Source organism: Microcoleus sp. Pol7_A1, assembly GCF_036701085.1.
GTDB classification, from domain to species: Bacteria; Cyanobacteriota; Cyanobacteriia; order Cyanobacteriales; family Microcoleaceae; genus Microcoleus; species Microcoleus asticus.
Genome location: NZ_JAUBQD010000015.1, coordinates 1 through 18,602, shown reverse-complemented (window position 1 = coordinate 18,602; position 18,602 = coordinate 1). Strand labels below are relative to the sequence as shown.

The window sequence follows — 18,602 nt, the reverse complement described above, 5'->3', positions numbered from 1 at the left end:
CGATTACTTTTAGGGTACGGGCTGTTGAGCAATTTTCTGTTAGTCGAGGCGCAAATTCTCAGGTTATGCTGGAAGAAGAACCATCTAGAGAACACCTACTTTTAGAGATAGAAAGATTGCGCCAGCAAGTGGAAGACTTGAAGGAGGAAAAAGCGGATCTGGAAATCTTGCTGGAAACTACTGCTGAACATTCAGATACGATTGAAACAGAGTTGCGCTATCGGGCATTGGAGGCGGTGCGAGAAGGCGAAATCAAGCTGGCTAAATTTCTGGAAGCGATTCCGATAGGCGTGGCCGTCCTCGATGCTCGAGGCAGACCTTACTACGTCAATCACGCCGGAAAGCAGTTATTCGGTAAAGGGGTTTTGCCGTTAAATGCAGTTGAGGATTTGTCAGAAAGTTATCAGATTTATATCGCGGGAACTGATACTATTTACCCTTACGAGAATTTGCCGATCGTCCGAGCTTTGAGGGGCGAAAGCGCGAAATCTGACGATCTGGAAATTCATCAACCCGATAAGAAAGTTTCCGTTGAGATTTTGGGAACGCCAATTTTTGATGAGGGTGGCAAAGTTGCTTTTGCGATCGCAGTTTTTCAAGATATCACGGAACGCAAACAATCTGAAGCTGAGCGCCATCTAAAATTGAATAAATCCCTAGAATCCCTAGCTGCAGAATTAGACTTAACTGATGCCTACGGGCGATTTGTGCCACATCAATTTCTACATTTGTTGGGATATGAAAGTATTATAGATGTCAATTTAGGCGACCAAGTGCAACAGGAAATGTCGGTACTGTTTGCGGATATTCGCGACTTCACGGCGCTTTCGGAAACTATGACGCCGGGAGAAAATTTTAAATTTATAAATGCTTACCTTTCGCGGATGGAGCCTGCTATTACTAGCAATAACGGGTTTATTGACAAATACATCGGCGATGCAATTATGGCTCTGTTTAGCGACTGTGCAGATGATGCAGTTAAAGCGGGTATTGCGATGCTAAATATTCTAACTACTTACAACGAACACCGTCAAAAAGTCGGCTACATCCCAATTCAAATTGGCATTGGCATCAATTCTGGCTCTTTGATGCTGGGGACAGTCGGGGGTAAAAGCCGAATGGACAGCACTGTGATTAGCGATGCTGTTAATTTGGCATCTCGCATTGAAGGATTGACAAAAGATTACGGCGTACCTCTGTTAATTTCTCAGCAGACTTTGGAACGGTTGCGAAATCCGGCTGATTATGCTATTCGGATCGTGGATAAAGTACAGGTAAAAGGAAAATCTCAATATGTTGTAGTCTATGAGGTATTTGATGCCGATCCGCCAGAAATTAGGTCGGCTAAGCTAGCAAATTTGCCCGTATATACTGAAGCTATGTTACTGTGCGATCGCAAGGAATTCCGGGAAGCAGGAAAATTGTTTGAAGAGTGTTTGCGGAAAAATCCCAGCGATCCGGTAGCTCGTATTTACCTGAAACGTTGTCGGGATTGGCGATCGCTCCTCAAAGGAATTTAAAGCAAGTTATTAGTCATTAGTCATTAGTCAACACCTCGGACAGTTTTTGATTACCAACCGGAGAATGACGGTTTCAAGGCGATCGGTATCAGGGCAATCCTTGCCGAGGCACAGGATATGGAAAAACCAAGAGTTTCAGCTTAGGAACTCAAAATGCCAGCGGAGGCGATCGCACTCGCGATCTCAGAAATCCGGTTTCCGACTATATTGCTCGTTAATAAACTTAGGATGTTTGCGAAAAACCAAGTTTCTAGCTCACCCACGAGTACACCCTGAAACTCTCCGGAGTGTTGTGATAATATTATGAGTAATTTGGAGTGTCAAAAAAAGACGATGAAAATCAACAAGCAGCAGCCTAGAATATCTATAAAACCTTCAGTGATTAAAGCTATAGCTCTGTTCTGTCTGTGCTGCTTGTTAACTGCAAGCTGCGGACAGAGGGCCAATCGATCGGTTAATGCGAGCGGCGAAAATGTTAATAACCGCGTTACTATTGGCACAACCTTGAAATTGCGGACGATCGACCCTGCGGATGCTTACGAAATTATATCGGGGCAACTGCTGCAAAATTTGGGCGATACTCTCTACACTTACAAGTCGGGAACTACTGAGTTAATTCCCCACTTAGCGACAGCACTTCCAAAAGTTAGCCAAGACGGGTTGACATATACAATCCCCTTGCGTCAAGGCGTTATTTTTCACGACGACACACCGTTTAACGCCGCAGCAATGGAATTTTCCTTGCAGCGGTTTATCAAAAATGCCGGCCGTCCTGCTTTCTTGTTGAGCGATGCAGTAGAATCTGTGAAAGCGACGGGCGAATACGAATTAACTTTTCAACTCAAAAAGCCTTTTGCTGCTTTTCCTTCCCTGTTGACATTTGCCGGTATTTGTGCAGTTTCTCCAAAAGCCTACGAGATTGGGGAGGGTAAATTTAAACCCGATACGTTTGTAGGAACTGGACGCTACAAGTTGGCGAAGTACGGCAGCGATTCTCTCAAGTTTGACGTGTTTGACAAGTATTGGGGAGAAAAACCAGTTAATCAAGGAATTGACCTTTTGCTGCTTTCTAGTTCGTCAAATTTGTTCAATAGTTTTCGGACTGGTGGAGTCGATGTGGCTTATTTGTCTATGGATGCAGACCAAGTTCGCAGCTTGGACGAGGGAGCAAAACAAGGGAAATGGCAGGAAATCGCCGGGGAAAGCAGTACGGTTAGTTACATGACGCTGAATACCAAATCTAAACCGCTGGATAAGTTAGAAGTGAGACAGGCGATCGCCGCAGCGATGGATCGCCCGCTGATTAACGATCGCGTACTGCGGGGACAAGCACAACCGCTTTACAGTTTGATTCCCACAACCTTCGACGTTCAAAAACCGATTTTTAAAGAACTGTACGGCGATGCTAACACTACAAAGGCTAAGGAACTTTTAACGAAAGCGGGATACTCTGCCGCCAATCCTTTTGTTCTGCAAATTTGGTATCCTTCAGCTTCCACAAAACGAGCTTTAGTGGCGAGTACGATCGAGGCGCAAGCTAAACTCAAAATGGACGGGATGATGCAGGTTGAAATTAACAGCGTTGAATCTCCGACTTTGTTTCAAAATATAGAGAAGGGGATTTATCCTGCCGTTTTAGTTGATTGGTATGCCGACTTTTTCGACGCCGACAATTATATTCAGCCGTTTTTGGATTGTGCCACCGGTTCGGCCGCGGGGGGCTGTGAAAAGGGTGCTAGTCAAGGTCAGGGTTCGTTTTATTATAACGAGCGGGTAAATCAACTGATCGACAAGCAACGAAAAGAACCAAACCCTCAAACCCGCAAAGCCCTCTTTGCCGAAATTCAAGATATACTGGGTCAAGATGTACCTTTTATCCCTCTTTGGCAGGATAAGGACTATACCTTTGCTCAGAAAAATATTACCGGCGTCCGTTTAGAACCGACACAATCTTTTCCTTTTTGGTTCCTGAAAAAGCAATAATTCTTTACAACAATTTGCCGGAGTTGAAACGTCAATTATTATTGCATATTTTCTGCACAACAGGGTGATGATTGTCACAGTTTATGAAAGAGACCCATCACCCAACCCTCTCAAATAATGTGGGATATTATTAAAGAGAGATATTGCTGAGGGTAAGTATATGAAACTTGGAATTTTAACAACAACAGGGCTACTGATTGCGATCGGTTTTGCCTCTGGAGTAAAAGCAGAAAACGTATCACAAGTCAAGCAACTATTAGAAACTAAAAAATGTACCAAATGTGACTTGACAGGAGCGCAACTTGCTGGTACGGATCTGAGCGGAGCAGATTTGAGCGGTGCGAATCTGCGGGGTGCAAATTTGAACGGTGCAAATTTGAACGAAGCCAAATTGAACGAAGCAAATCTGAAAAAAGCTAAATTGCAAGGTGCGAGTTTAATTGGGGCTAAATTGCACGGTGCCAATTTGGAGGGTGCTGATTTGAGCCGCGCTAATCTGAGTCTGGCCGGTTTAGTAATTGCCAGTTTGAAAAATACCAACCTCACCAGCGCTAATTTAATCGGTGCTAATTTAGAAAGCGCCGATTTGGCGGGTGCGAACCTGAGAAATGCTCGCCAGTCCGTTGCGAATTTAGCTGATATCAGCCTCAGAGGTGGCAGTGTATCGGGAATAGACGTACAGGGAGTCAACTTGCGGGATGCAAATTTGACCAATGCAAATTTGACCAATGCAAATTTGAACGGTTCCGACTTGACCGGTGCTAATTTAAAGAATGCCAATATGGCAAATGTAGATTTGAAAAACGCTTCTCTGCCGTAGGACGATCGCCAATTGCTATATCAAACTCTGGTGCTTAAAAAGCTTAATATAATAATGTAGGGGCAATTCTGAAATTGCCCCTACATTTTTTTTATTTGTAGGATTTATCTCGTTTCCGGTCGCTGCGCGGATCGTTGTTCGGTGCGAGAAGCATTTCGCTGGCATCTGCGATTGCTTCATATTTTGATGTCGGATCAATCTTCTTCCTGAGTATCTTGGGCGAAGCGGATAATGTCATCATCGCCGAGGTATTCGCCATTTTGGATTTCAATCATCACCAGGGGAATAACGCCTGGATTTTCTACGCGGTGAGCAGTATTCATGGGAACGTAGGTTGACTGTTTCTGCATGAGAATCGTCTCTTTGTCGTCGCAGATAACTTTAGCGGTACCGGAGACGACAACCCAGTGCTCGCTGCGGTGATAGTGCATTTGGGTGCTGATGTGGTGTCCCGGTTTGACTTCAATGCGATTGATCTTGTAACGATCGCCCGCGTCTATGACTGTAACTTTGCCCCAAAACCGGGTTTGTGTGCGATCGTCAATTTTTTCGATTGTGTCCACTGTTTCCACCATTTTATTTATCTCGCTAACGGTGTCTGCAAAAATAGCTGTAGTTGAAAGTATAGCAGGGATTGGGTAAGCGGGTAAGTCCGTAAGTGCGATCGAGGTGTTTTCGCAGGAATTAGCAGCGGGTAATTGGCAACTGTTTCTCGATACCGTCACGGAGGACTTTACTTTTTGGTTTCCAATCGCACAGTTTCATGGCAAGAAGGTGGCGACAGCTAAAATTTCTTTTTAGTAATTACAGCATATTCCATATAAATCCTCTACACATACAAAACTGGCAAAACCAATTGCTACTACCTTACTTCATAAATCTGGAATATGCTGTAATTATTTTTTTCCTTTATTTCATTTACTCATATATTATAAACAAAGGGCGGGCAATTGCCCGCCCCACTTTTTACTTGCTCAACACACCATCGGGAATCCCCAAAAGCTCCTCAATGCGAGGCATATCTTCCAAAGCAATCACTCTGCCTTCATCCTCAAAACCAGCAATTTGATCGAAATTCAAATACCGATACAAATCACTAGCAAAAGGATCGATTCTTTTTGACACAATGTCGTTGTATTCTTGGACTGTGGGAATTCTACCTAACAGCGAACAAACGGCAGCCAATTCCGCCGAGCCGAGATAAACTTGCGCGTCTTTGCCCATGCGGTTGTTAAAGTTGCGAGTAGAAGTTGAAAACACCGTTGTCGCATCTTTAACCCGCGCTTGATTTCCCATACAAAGACTGCATCCGGGCATTTCTGTGCGAGCTCCAGCAGCTCCAAAAATGCTGTAATAACCTTCTTCTTTGAGTTGCTGTTCGTCCATCCGAGTTGGCGGACAAATCCACAGGCGAGTTTTCACTTCCCCTGCACCTTCTAACACCTTCGCAGTGGCGCGGTAGTGACCGATATTTGTCATGCAAGAACCGACAAATACTTCGTCTACCCGATCGCCCGCAACCTCACTCAACAACTTAACATTATCCGGGTCGTTGGGAGCAGCCACAATTGGCTCTTTAATCTCGTTGAGATCGATTTCGATGATTTCAACGTATTCCGCATCAGCATCCGCCTCCATCAGCACCGGATTAGCCAGCCATTCCTCCATCTTCGCCACCCGGCGCATCATCGTCCGCGCATCTTGATAGCCCCGCGCCATCATATTTTTCAGCAGCGCCACATTGGAACGAATGTACTCGGAAACAGTCTCCACGCTCAATTTAATCGTGCATCCGGCGCAAGAACGCTCGGCCGTCGCATCGGTCAATTCAAAAGCCTGCTCGACCTTCAAATCCGGCAAACCTTCAATCTCCATAATCCGCCCAGAAAAGATATTTTTCTTGTTCTGTTTCTCGACGGTTAGCAAACCTTTTTGAATTGCTACATAGGGAATTGCATTCACAACATCCCTGAGCGTTACTCCCGGCTGCAATTCACCTTTAAACCGCACTAATACCGATTCCGGCATATCCAAAGGCATGACGCCCAAAGCAGCAGCAAAAGCCACCAATCCCGAACCTGCAGGAAAGGAAATTCCCAAAGGAAAACGAGTGTGAGAATCGCCACCAGTTCCCACTGTATCTGGCAATAACATTCGGTTCAGCCAAGAGTGAATAATGCCGTCTCCCGGCCGCAAAGCTATGCCGCCCCGCTGTGCCATGAAATCCGGCAATTCGTGGTGAGTTTTGACATCAACGGGTTTCGGATAAGCGGCGGTGTGGCAGAAACTTTGAATTACCAAATCGGCGCTAAATCCCAAACAAGCAAGTTCTTTCAATTCGTCCCGAGTCATCGGCCCGGTGGTATCTTGCGAGCCGACTGTTGTCATGGCTGGTTCACAAGATGTACCGGGACGAACGCCGGACAAACCGCAAGCTTTGCCTACCATTTTTTGTGCTAAAGTGAAGCCTTTGCCTGTATCGGTGGGAATAGTCGGGCGGGTGAAAATAGTGCTGGGTTCTAGTCCTAAAGCTGCGCGGGTTTTGTCGGTTAAAGTGCGTCCAATTAATAGCGGAATTCGGCCGCCGGCGCGAACTTCGTCTAGAATTGTGTCGGGTTTGAGGGCGAAGGTGGAGATGATTTCTCCGGCTTCATTGGTGATTTCGCCTTTGTAGGGATGGATGGTAATTACCATTCCTGTTTCCATTTTGGAGACATCGCATTCGATCGGCAAAGCGCCGGAATCTTCAGCGGTATTGAAGAAAATCGGGGCGATCGCACTTCCTAAAATATAACCGCCGCTGCGCTTGTTCGGCACAAACGGAATATCATTGCCAATGTGCCACAGCACCGAATTAATCGCCGATTTCCGCGAGGAACCGGTGCCGACAACATCGCCGACGTAGGCTACGGGATGGCCTTTTTGCTTCAACTCTGCGATCGTTTGCAGAGCTCCTGGTATCTTACTTTCCAGCATCACCAAAGCGTGCAGGGGAATGTCCGGCCGGGTGGTAGCATGAGGTGCTGGCGACAAGTCGTCAGTATTCGTTTCTCCGGGAACTTTGAAGACTGTAACGGTAATGACTTCCGGCAGTACGGGGCGGCTGGTGAACCACTCGGCTGCAGCCCAAGAATCGACTACCTGCTTGGCGTAGGGATTGGTATCGGATAAAGTCAGAATGTCGTGGAAGGCGTCGAATACTAACAGGGTTTTGCTCAAGGCCCGGGCGGCGGTAGCGCCAATGGCGGTTTCGGCAGTGGGATTGAGCAAATCGATTAAAGATTGCACATTGTAACCGCCCATCATTGTCCCCAGCAGGTAAACTGCCCATTTGGGAGCAATTAGGGGGCTGTGGATTTCGCCTTTAGCAATGCCGGTTAAAAAACCAGCTTTGACGTAGGCGGCGCTGTCTACTCCGGGCGGGACGCGATCGCGCAATAATTCTATTAAGGTTTCTTCTTCTCCAGCCGGCGGATTTTTCAGCAGTTCACACAGTTCCGACGTTTGCTGGGCGTCTAGCGGCAGCGGTGGAATTCCCAAAGCGGCCCGTTCGGCAGCGGTACGGCGGTAAGATTCAAGCATTTCTCCTCTCTCCTCGGATAGTATTCGGTGGTTGGCAAGCAGGTGACTTTACTTTTTAGATTAGGAGCTTCCGCTGCTGATTGGGTAAAGTACCTCGCCATACATAAAAACTTAACGCAAGTTTAAAAACTGTAGATTTTCATACCAAAGACAGATGTGCTCTCGACCGAGATTGGATCGTATCAAACTCCAGCCGAGCAGTTTAAGGCGTTCATTGGTATTGTTCTGGTTAAGATTAATGTGTTGTGGGCTACTGTCGATCGTCCTCTGCATCCATTCCTAACAAGTTAAGCTAGGGAAGCATTTGTCAATCAGCAATTATGCTCAAAGTTTACTCGGATTTTGAGTAGAAAAACCACATTCGGGCGATCGAGGAATTATGCCGAGCGCCATATTTATGCCCGCTCACTCCCAAATCGCGAATTTCCACTCCTAGAAAAGCAGTTTTTTTGCGTAATATTACTGATTGACAAATGAAATTAAGTCTTCAGTTGTTACCAATGCTCTGCATCTGAAATCGTCATTTACCGCAAGTTGAAAAAAGTTGTCCTGCTAATGGATCGGTTAACAAATGGAAAGTTTTATCCCTGAAAACTCTGAAGACTGTCAGGGCTGTGCCTCCAAGGCAGACTTGTATCAAGAGCTGCAAGGAACAACAGAATTACTGCTGACGATCGCCAACTCAATGCCGATGCCCCTGATCGTCAGCAGTCTGGCGGACGGCACAATTCTTTATAGCAACGATTTATGCCGTCAGGCTTTCGGGCTCACAGAGTTCAAGTCGATAAAACGCCAAAAAGCCGAAATGTTCTACCACAACCCCGCAGACCGCCAGGAACTGCTGTCGCGACTCGCCGACAACGGACACGTCCGCGAGACAGAAGTCCGCCTTAAAAAAGCTGACGGCACGCTGTTTTGGGCAACTGTATCGATGCGGTATTTGACATTGCGGTCGGAAAAAGCTGTTCTGTCGGTGTTCTGCGATATTACCGATCGCAAGCGAGCCGCCGCGAAGGAGCAGGAATTGCTCGCGTCAATCCACTTGCGGGCCCGCCAGCAAGCGGCCGTCGCTTACTTGGGGCAGCAGGCCCTTGCTGAAACAGATTTGTCCGCACTGATGGACAAAGCTGCGGTTTTAATTGCTCAAACGCTGGACGTTGATTATTGTCAGTTGTTAGAACTGTTGCCCTCTGGCCATGCTTTTATGCTGCGAGCGGGGGTTGGCTGGCAGCCGGGCCTCGTCGGCAGCGCTACTGTTACCGCTTCTGCCCGATCGCAAGCAGGTTACACATTGCTAGTGGGCGAACCGACTATCGTCGAAGATTTGCGCGTGGAAACGCGCTTTAGCGAGCTGCCGCTGCTGCACAACCACCGGGCTGTCAGCGGCGTCACTGTCATCATTCCCGGCAATCGGGGAGTGGGAAGCAACTGGGGACAAGCAGAACCAGCGAACAGTTCCTCCTCGCCGGCCTGGGGCATTTTGGGGGTGCATACCAGCCAAGGGCGGGTTTTCAGTCAAGATGACGTTTATTTTGTAGAAGCGATCGCCAACGTATTAGCCGCGGCGATCGAGCGCATCATATCGCAAGAACGCTTACAAATGATGGAACGGGCGATCGAAAGTTGCAGCAACGGCATTGCAATCACCGACGCGACCGTTGGAGATAATCCGATTATTTATGTCAATCCCAGTTTTGAGCGGATCACCGGTTATAGCAGAGACGAGTTAATGGGGAAAAATTGCCGATTGTTGCAGGGCGCCGACAGGGACACCGCCGCTGCCAAACAATTGCGAGTTGCGATTGAAGAAGGGAGAGAATGTCAAGTTATCCTGCGCAACTTTAGGAAAGACGGCACGCCTTTTTGGCTCGAACTTTCGATCGCTCCGGTTTACAACTCGCGGCGGCACTTAACCCACTTTATTGGAGTGCAAACAGACATTACCGACCGCCAGCGCTCGGAAGAAGAATTATTTTTAAATTCTCAAGCTTTAGCAGCTTTTAGCGCTAATCTCAAACACTTGCACCGGATTACAACTTATCATTATCAAAACTTTGAAGAACTGGTTGACGATTATCTAACAGCAGGCTGTTTGATGTTTGGCCTTTCTATAGGGATCATGGCAGAAGTTGAAAGCGAAACTTTTATTGTGCAGGCAGCGAAAACAGATTTAGGATACTTCGTGCGAGGCTTAGAATTGAACCTCAGCGATACTTACTGCGCCGCAGTCATTAAACTCAATAAAACAGTTGCGTATTTTCATATAGGAGCCGACATAGAGATGCGCGAACATCCAGCTTATCAAAGCTGCAAATCAGAATCTTACATCGGGACGCCGATATTTGTTAACAATAAAACCTACGGAACTTTGAGTTTTAGTTCGCCAGAAATAAAGAAAAGACAATTCAAGTACGAGGAAATAGAAATCATAGAATTGATGGCTCAAAGCATCGGTAAAATTCTGGCGGTTCACCAAATGGAAGTCGAACGCCAGCAGGCTGAAAAAGAGCGATGCGAGTTGATAGTATCTCTCCAAGAAAGTGAAGAACGCTATCGCCGTTTAGTAGAACTATCTCCCGAAGCGATCGCCGTTCACAGTCAAGGGAGAATCGCCTACATCAATGCTGCCGGCGCTAAACTCCTGGGTGCGAGCTCTCCCGATGCCCTAATCGGCTTTCCGGTATTGCATTTCGTCCATCCAAACTATGTGGAAACAGCCAGAGAGCGCATCCGGCTAGTCGAGAAAGAAAATAAGCCGATCGACCTTGCCGAACAAAAACTGATGCGGCTCGACGGACAAATAATAGACGTTGAAGTTGTCGGCATCCCCGCTACTTATCAAGGCTTGACCGCCGCCCAGATTATTATCCGAGATGTCACCGAGCGCAAGCGAGTAGAACGGCAACTGCTGCACGGCGCTTTTCACGATGCGCTGACAGGTTTGCCCAACCGCGTTTTGTTCATCGACAGGCTAGGACAAGCCATCCGCCGATCCAATCATTCCCCCGATTACAAATTTGGTTTACTTTTCCTAGATTTAGACCGCTTCAAAGTAGTTAATGATTCTTTAGGACACGTTTTAGGAGACAAACTCCTAGTCGCCCTCGCGGATCGGCTGCAAACCTGCGTGCGGGCTTCTGATACCGTGGCTAGGCTGGGGGGAGACGAATTCACCATCCTGCTAGACCACATTCACAGCCTCAGCGACGCGACCCTAGCAGCTAAAAAGATACAAAAAGAACTGACGATGCCGTTTCATATCGAAGGGCACGAAGTATTTACCACTGCTAGCATTGGCATTGTTTTCAGTCGAGGCGAAACTGCCGACAGTGGCGAATCGAATCTCTACACTCACCCGGAAGAATTCCTACGCGATGCTGACATCGCTATGTACCGCGCTAAAGCTTTGGGCAAGGCCCGCCACGAGGTGTTTAATTTGGCGATGCACGACCAAACTATGTCGCTGTTGCAGTTAGAAAATGACCTGCGGTTGGCTATTTTGGGCAAGGAGGAATTAGGGGAAAGCAAGGATCAATGTTCGCACTTTATTGTGCACTACCAACCGATTGTTTCGATCGCCAGCGGTGCGATCGAGGGTTTTGAGGCGTTGGTGCGCTGGCATCACCCGGTTCGGGGTCTAGTTCCGCCGTCTACTTTTATTCCTGTAGCTGAAGAAACAGGTTTGATCGTGCCTCTGGGAGCCTGGGTATTGCGGGAAGCTTGTCAGCAATTGCGCCTTTGGCAAGAAATGTTAACGGAGGAAGATGGAAGAAGTTCGATGGAAGTCAGAAAAAGGAAGAATGAAGAAAGAAGAGGGAAGAGGGCAACGCGCAATCTACGGAATTTAACTGATTTAACAGATAGAGGGAATGAGGAACAGGGAAGAAGGAACAGGGAAGAAACAATCGGTAAAAAATTACCAATTTCCAGTTACCAATTCCCGATTACCGATTTCCACTCCCCAGTTACCAATTCCCAATACCCAATTACCAATACTTCGGCTACCATCAATACAAGTTCCCAGTTACCTCTTCCCAATTTTCAATTACCAATTATCGATCCTGCGCAATTAACAATGAGCGTCAATCTTTCTCCGAAACAGTTAGGTCTGGCGAATTTGATCGAGCAAATCGATGAAATTTTAGCAGAAACTGGCTGCGCTCCGAGCTGTTTAAAATTGGAGATTACTGAAAGCGCGCTCGTGGAAAATGTGAAGAAAGCCAATATTGTGCTAGGCCAATTAAAAAATAGAAATATTCGATTGTCGATCGACGATTTCGGTACTGGTTATTCGTCTTTGAGTTACTTGCACCGCTTTCCGCTGGATACGCTGAAGATCGATCGATCTTTTGTGAGTCGCTTGGGGGCTGTCGAAAACGGTGACGGCGGGGGTCAGCCTTTGCAGATTGTGCGGGCGATCGTGACTTTGGCTCACAATTTGGGATTGAATGCGATCGCCGAAGGTGTGGAGACAGCCGAACAGTTAGCACAGCTTCGAGAACTAGGCTGTGAATTAGCTCAGGGATATTGGTTTTCTAAACCTTTGGACAGTTCCGCAGTGACAGAAATGCTGATAAATCTCGGTAATAGAGCAATTCTCTGAGTGAGGTACAAATTGGTAATGGGGAATGGGGAATGCGAAATTGGTAATTGGTAATTGGTAATAAAGTGAAGTATGCTACGTCAGCTAGGGAGATGTTTGCTACAAACTCAGAATCTCAAAACTGACGCACTAGGGAATAAATCGTGCATCAGAATTAGATTTTCGGTGATAGTTGAGAATTACCAAACTGATGCACCGTAACGCTTTCGCAATTCCTAATTCCCTATTAACAATTAGCTTTGAGCGGAATCTCGATCGCCAATTCTGTACCCTGTCCCGGCGAAGAAGTGCATTTCAGCGACCCGTTGTGTCTGTCTGTCACAATTTGATAGCTAATTGACAAGCCCATCCCAGTGCCTTTACCCACAGGTTTAGTGGTAAAAAACGGGTCAAAAAGCCGACTGCCCACAGTCTCCGGTATTCCCGGCCCGTTGTCAGCAATCCGAATGATTACCTTGCCCGCTGGCGATATTTCAGTGCGGATGCGGATGTTGCTGGGCTGTTCCCGCATTTCCTCAGCAGAACGCCGCAGATCCCGTTCTTCCAAAGCATCCAAAGCATTGCTCAAGATATTCATAAATACTTGATTTAGCTGTCCTGCATAACACTCTACTAACGGTAATTTGCCGTATTCTTTAATCACCTCAATTTCTGGATGATTGTGTTTGGCTTTGAACCGGTGCTGCAAAATCATCAGGGTGCTATCTATGCCTTCGTGAATGTTGACTGCTTTCATTTCTGCTTCGTCCATGCGGGAGAACGTGCGCAGAGATGCAACGATTTGCTGAATTCTGTCTGCACCGACTTTCATCGAGGAAAGCAGTTTCGGCAAGTCATCCATCAGAAAATCGAGTTCAATAGCTTCTACTTCCTCTTGAATTTCCGGGACTGGATCGGGATAGTGGTTTTGGTAAAGTTCGATCACGTGCAGCAAGTCTTGAGTATAGTCTTTGGCGTGGCTGAGATTGCCGTAAATAAAGTTAACTGGGTTGTTGATTTCGTGGGCGACGCCTGCCACAAGTTGACCGAGAGATGACATTTTTTCGCCTTGAATTAACTGCGATTGAGCGCTCTTTAATTGCTGCAAAGTTTGCTCTAATTCGAGAGCTTTATTGCGAGTTTGGGCGTAAAGATCGGCTTGGTTGAGGGCGATCGCCAATTGAACTGTAATCGCTTGCAACAATTCTACTTCGCTGTCGCTCCAGGGCCGCACAGAACAGCAGGAGGAGCAGCTAACTGCACTTATTACCCCAGAAAGTGCCTGCATGGGAATGATTAATACAGATTGGTAGCCCATCGATCGAACGATTTGTTTCCAAACAGGATCTGCGACTGTTTCGACATCATCCACGCGCAGCATTTCCATCTGCAATACTTTTTCTCCCACAGGACCGAAGTCGGAAGCTTGATAGCTACCTGTTAAATCGGGAAGTTCCCGAAGGCGAGATTCTTTAATAATTTCCCAGAAAGGCTCCTCTCCGTCGTCGCGATACCAGGCAAAATTGCAACGATCGATCTGCAGGAAAGCGCGAATTTCCTTAACTGCGACTGTAACGATGCTGTCGAAGTCGAGGGAATTGCGGATTTGAGCCGTGAGGTTGTTGAGCAATTTTTCTCGATCTGCTTGCTGTCTGAGTCGGGATTCCGATCGCCTCAAGGCAATTTCTCCCCGCTTGCGATCGGTAATATCTTCAGTGACAGCTAAGAGATATTGCGGTTTGCCATCAGCGTCGAGTATTGCTGTTTTTTTGGTGTGAAATATCCGCGATTCTCCTTGGCCCGTTTCAATCTCTTCTTCGGCGATGTCTATAATTTGCCCGCTGTTGAGCACTTCCCGGTCTTTGGCGATGAAAACATCAGCTTGTTCTGTTGGAAAACAGTCGTAATCATTTTTGCCCATAACTTCTGCTGCACTGAAACCGAGCAACTCTTCGGCGGCCGGGTTCCACAGTACAAATCGCAGTTCTTGGGCATCCTTGACAAGCACTCCTACCGGTATGGTTTTGAGCACTGATTCCATAAAATGTTGAGCGTGTTGCAGTTCTGCTTCTGCAAGTTTGCGATCGCTAATATCTCGGACGTTGGCAATGACGCTGAGATTGCCGTTGAGATGAATTCTGGACAGGGCAACTTCTACATCAAAGGTTGAACCGTCGTTGGGACGCCTCGCTTTCCATTCCACGCGGGGTGTTTCGCCAGCTAATACTCTTTCCCAAAGTTCTCCAATTTTTTCAGAGGGATTGTCGCCGCTTGAATAGTCGTTTTTAATTGATAATTTTTTTGCTTGTTCCTGGCTCACTCCGTACATTTCTAACATTCGATTATTGACATCGAGAATGTTGCCTTCTAAATCGTGAATGAAGATAGCATCGTAGACATTGTTAAATATGGTTCGCAGGTTTTGTTCGGAAACTTGCAGCGCTGCTTCTGCAAGTTTGCGATCGCCAATTTCTTGTTCTAACTGGGTGACTGCTTGGGAAAGTTCGGCCGTGCGATCGCTCACTCTGTCTTCCAACTCGGCTGCAGCTTGCCGCAGCGCTGCTTCGGCGGCTTTGCGATCGGTAATGTCGATCGCCGTGCCGAACAGTTTTACCACTTTGCCACTGGCATCGGTTTCGGCTTTGCCCAGGACGTTCACGTGTCGCAGCGTGCCGTCGGGACGGTAAAGGCGATAGTCAAAATCAAAGGGGATGCCCGCTGCGAGTCCCCGCTGTACATGAGTCTGCCACAATTCCACATCTTCAGGAGGGATCAGAGCGACCTGTTCGGCTAGGTTGGGGGCAAAGGTGGCCGGTTCGAGTCCGAAGATGCGGAAGAGTTCCTCTGACCAAGTGACAGTTCCCATTGTTGCATCGAGTTCCCAATTGCCGACGTGGGCGAGTCTCTGGGCTTCTTGTAGCTGCCGCTGGCTGTTGCGGATGGCGGTTTCGGCAACTTTGCGATCGGTAATGTCGAACAATACGCCGCAAAATACGATTTCGCCGTTCTCGCTGCGGGTGGGCATGGAGTCGCCCTGCCACCAGCGAATTTCGCCGTCGGGCTTGACTAACCGCCCTTCGTAGTGCCAGGGAAAGAGATTTTCTACGGCTTCTTTGACGGAGGTGATGTAGCTTTCCACGTCTTCGGGGTGGACGCGAGAAATGAATGTATTTAAGTCTTGCATTATTTCTGCTACAGTGACGCCGCTGATATCTTCGATGCGATCGCTCATGTAGTCAACTCTCCACACTCCCTGGCTGCTGCAAAATTGAAACACTGCTCCCGGGAGGGTGGCAGCGATCGTCCGAAACCTGGTTTCGCTGACACTGAGGGCGGCAAAAGTCTGGCGCAGTTCTGCGGTGCGTTCTTCTACTCTGCGCTCTAGTTGGGCGTTTGCGTGTTGCAATGCTGCTTCTGCTCGCTTGCGATCGGTAATGTCGGCGGCTGTACCGGTGGTCCCGAGGAAGTTTCCCGTTTCGTCGTACAGGGCGATCGCGTTGAACATCAAATGTTTCATGCTGCCGTCTTTGGCGATTTGGGTGGTTTCGTACTGGAAAACTGATTCTCCGGCAAACAGGCGGGCGAAAACTTCTAAATCTTTCCGGCTTTGTTCTGGTGTCACAAAGTCGGAGAACGGCCGACCGAGCATTTCTTCTGGTTCGTAACCGTAGATGTACTTAACTGCTGGGTTGACGAAGGTGTAGCGCCCGATCGCATCGACCGACCAAATCATGTCTTGGGAGGTTTCTACCAGGCTGCGGTATTTGCTTTCGCTGGCTTTGACGGCTTCTTCTGCTGCTTTGCGTTCCGTCATGTCGCGGGAGACGGCGATTGTCATTGTGATGCGATCGTCTTCGTTGCGGATGGGTGTTTTGACTGTACTAAACAGTCGCACTTCTCGATCGTGCCGCGTGATCGGTTCTTCGGAAATTTCTAGAGTCTGTCCGGTGTCAAATACGAAGGCGTCATCTTTAATGTACTGGAGAGTATGGTCGGGATTGCTCAAAGGTGCGTCTACGATTCCTTGAAGTTCCTCTTGAGTCATGCCGTAATAATCGCGAAATGCTTTATTAGCCCACACGATTTTTGATTGAGGGCCTTTGACTAATACTATATCGGCGATCGAATCGAGAATTTGTTGATATTTTTGCTCGCTGTCGCGGAGTTTTTGCTGCGCGGATTCGATTTCTGCTATTTGCCTCTGGGTTTGCAAGTGCAGTTCGGCTTGGTAGATGGCAACTGCTAAATGGTCGCCTACTTGTCTGGCAAATTCGATTTCGTCTTCTTGCCACTCGCGGGGTTTACCGCAGGAGTGAATGCACAGCAACCCCCACAAATGTTGCCCTTGCAGCAGCGGTACGACTAAGTTGGCTCGGATTTGAAATCGCTTGAGGATGTTGAGGTGACAAGGGAGCAACCGGGCTTTATAGATGTCGCTGACAGCTTGAACGTACCCTTTTTGGTACTTTGCTGCAAATTGTTCGCCGAAGCAGCGATCGTGGACTTTTGCGCCCAAGGATGGGCTGTATTCGGGAAGTACGTCTTCGGAGACTACTTCGCCTTCGTTCCATTCCGATTCGGGGAGGAAACGGTAGACGACGACTCGATCGGCATTTAGGAGTTGCCGCACCTCGGTGGCTGTGGTTTTGAATATTGTTTCTAAGTCTAGGGACTCACGAATTTTGCCAATCACTCCCATCAGCGCTTGCAGCTTTTTGAACCAGGTTTGAGATTGCGTTTGTCTTTCTAGGTGAGCTAGTTTCTGGCGCAGGTTTGTTACTTCTTGATACAGGTGTTGATTAAACATAATGCTATTTCTTTAGTTATTTTGCGGTTTGGTATCGAGGTTGATGGCATCGCAATAGCGCTCTGCAAGTTGAGCCTGGTAAATCAAAATGGCAAAGGACAAATTCTCCTGCTTCTGCTAGCAATTACCAGCTACTCACGGTACATTTCCGTAGTTTTTATGAATTTGGAGGCGGATCGAGCAGCTTAAGTCCGTATATTTACTGGGAAAGCGGGCGGTGATTTGGTACGCCATAAATTTTCAATAGTTGAGAATTATACTAACAAGACTTAAGCATAAACCCGGTTTGTTAAGCTAATTAAGTCAGGGAAGCTGCGAAAGAGGAAACGAAAAACTGGGTTTCATGGCGGGATCGGGAGGAGCGTCCTGACTAATTTTGACATTTTTTTCGATCGCCTCCGGTTGCAAGTGTCACCTTTTTATTATTACCGCAAACTCGATCTATGGTTTCCTTGGTTTGGTCAGCGAATATCTTGTTGGGATCGCCTCTATTAAAATTTGTTTAAATTTAGGCGATCGCCTTTTCTAGAGTTTTCAGTAATTCTCGATTTATCTGTCCTAAATTAGATTTTATATAGCCTTTATGGCAAGCCGAAATTTAAGATATTTTTCCTTGCATTTTCATTGTTTTATGCGAGGGTTTGATTTTTTAAACTTATTAAAATTCACCGAATCAGAAATTAGTTTTCGGTGAAACAGTTGAGGTAGTTGCAGGCTATGGTTAAATTGGCTCAACTCAAGGGCGATTGCCTAGCGCAACGAACCCGCACGCGCGTTCGGGATAGCTTCGGCTTCACGAACACTTTTTGCCCGATTTTTGCATTTTTTGAGAAGTGTAAAATTTTTAGATAATACCAATGTTTAATCTATCACATTTTTGACTAAAGTAAAGGTATTTCAAGCTTCATCAATAGAAATGGCGATCGCGAGGATTAAAGTTTGGGCAAAGTAATGATATAGCGTTTCCTATAGTCATGAGGTACAGTAGCAACAATGAGCAAACCAGTTATGAAGCTCTTTTTTAGTAACTTGTAGCATAGCATCTGTAATTGCATCAATTAAGTCTAAATAATTTCTGGCTTTAAGTTTTCTTAACAGAGATTTCACTTTTGACCAAAAATTCTCAATCGGGGAAAAGTCGGGAGAGTAAGGAGATAAATAAATTAACTTGGCTCCTGCCTCTTCAATAAATTCTTTCACCATTTCTCCGCAATGAATTTTAGCATTATCAATAACTACACAAGCACCTGACCACAGTTTAGGGACTAATTCTCTCAGGATAAATGCTTCAAATGTTATGACATTTAC

9 protein-coding genes are annotated in these 18,602 nt (G+C 46.9%); 5 read left to right on the top strand and 4 right to left on the bottom strand.

Annotated features, from left to right (window positions below; translation table 11 throughout):
- The first annotated feature begins 65 nt into the window (after positions 1-65).
- The 3 genes from QUA20_RS11235 (at position 66) to QUA20_RS11225 (ending at position 4,323) form a co-directional block, all read left to right on the top strand.
- Positions 66-1,520 (top strand): adenylate/guanylate cyclase domain-containing protein, encoded by a 1,455-nt coding sequence (locus QUA20_RS11235; RefSeq protein WP_333188794.1) that lies wholly within the window; start codon positions 66-68, stop codon positions 1,518-1,520.
- A 333-nt stretch (positions 1,521-1,853) separates the two neighbouring features.
- Positions 1,854-3,503 carry an ABC transporter substrate-binding protein gene (locus tag QUA20_RS11230; protein WP_333188934.1) on the top strand — a complete coding sequence of 550 codons (1,650 nt, stop codon included), beginning with the start codon at positions 1,854-1,856 and terminating at the stop codon, positions 3,501-3,503.
- Between the two features lie 160 nt (positions 3,504-3,663).
- Positions 3,664-4,323: a pentapeptide repeat-containing protein gene (locus QUA20_RS11225; protein ID WP_333188792.1), complete on the top strand. Its 660-nt coding sequence runs from the start codon at positions 3,664-3,666 to the stop codon at positions 4,321-4,323.
- Between the two features lie 194 nt (positions 4,324-4,517).
- Here the strand turns inward: QUA20_RS11225 and QUA20_RS11220 are convergent, their stop codons facing one another.
- Both QUA20_RS11220 and acnB read right to left on the bottom strand, forming a co-directional pair.
- Positions 4,518-4,898 (bottom strand): cupin domain-containing protein, encoded by a 381-nt coding sequence (locus QUA20_RS11220; protein WP_246276847.1) that lies wholly within the window; start codon positions 4,896-4,898, stop codon positions 4,518-4,520.
- Between the two features lie 391 nt (positions 4,899-5,289).
- Complete coding sequence (acnB, locus tag QUA20_RS11215; protein WP_333188790.1) at positions 5,290-7,905, bottom strand: bifunctional aconitate hydratase 2/2-methylisocitrate dehydratase; 2,616 nt, start codon at positions 7,903-7,905, stop codon at positions 5,290-5,292.
- Between the two features lie 571 nt (positions 7,906-8,476).
- Between acnB and QUA20_RS11210 the strand changes: the two genes are divergently transcribed.
- Positions 8,477-12,508, top strand: a complete 4,032-nt coding sequence (locus tag QUA20_RS11210; RefSeq protein WP_333188788.1) for an EAL domain-containing protein — start codon at positions 8,477-8,479, stop codon at positions 12,506-12,508.
- 226 nt (positions 12,509-12,734) lie between these two features.
- Here QUA20_RS11210 and QUA20_RS11205 read toward each other — a convergent pair whose 3' ends face one another.
- Entirely contained in the window at positions 12,735-17,294 is a 4,560-nt protein-coding gene (locus tag QUA20_RS11205; RefSeq protein ID WP_333188786.1) for a PAS domain S-box protein, read from the bottom strand.
- Here QUA20_RS11205 and QUA20_RS11200 point away from each other — a divergent pair.
- Positions 17,283-17,483 carry a hypothetical protein gene (locus tag QUA20_RS11200; protein ID WP_333188784.1) on the top strand — a complete coding sequence of 67 codons (201 nt, stop codon included), beginning with the start codon at positions 17,283-17,285 and terminating at the stop codon, positions 17,481-17,483. The genes QUA20_RS11205 and QUA20_RS11200 overlap by 12 nt on opposite strands.
- Positions 17,484-18,266: 783 nt before the next feature.
- Here QUA20_RS11200 and QUA20_RS11195 read toward each other — a convergent pair.
- Positions 18,267-18,602 (bottom strand): transposase (locus QUA20_RS11195; protein ID WP_333188782.1); only part of this gene is annotated, 336 nt, incomplete at its 5' end.

Coding starts and splice junctions, on each gene's coding strand:
- QUA20_RS11235 (WP_333188794.1), top strand. CDS start 66: ATGCTGGAAGAAGAACCATCTAGAGAACACCTACTTTTAGAGATAGAA.
- QUA20_RS11230 (WP_333188934.1), top strand. CDS start 1,854: ATGAAAATCAACAAGCAGCAGCCTAGAATATCTATAAAACCTTCAGTG.
- QUA20_RS11225 (WP_333188792.1), top strand. CDS start 3,664: ATGAAACTTGGAATTTTAACAACAACAGGGCTACTGATTGCGATCGGT.
- QUA20_RS11220 (WP_246276847.1), bottom strand. CDS start 4,898: ATGGTGGAAACAGTGGACACAATCGAAAAAATTGACGATCGCACACAA.
- acnB (WP_333188790.1), bottom strand. CDS start 7,905: ATGCTTGAATCTTACCGCCGTACCGCTGCCGAACGGGCCGCTTTGGGA.
- QUA20_RS11210 (WP_333188788.1), top strand. CDS start 8,477: ATGGAAAGTTTTATCCCTGAAAACTCTGAAGACTGTCAGGGCTGTGCC.
- QUA20_RS11205 (WP_333188786.1), bottom strand. CDS start 17,294: ATGTTTAATCAACACCTGTATCAAGAAGTAACAAACCTGCGCCAGAAA.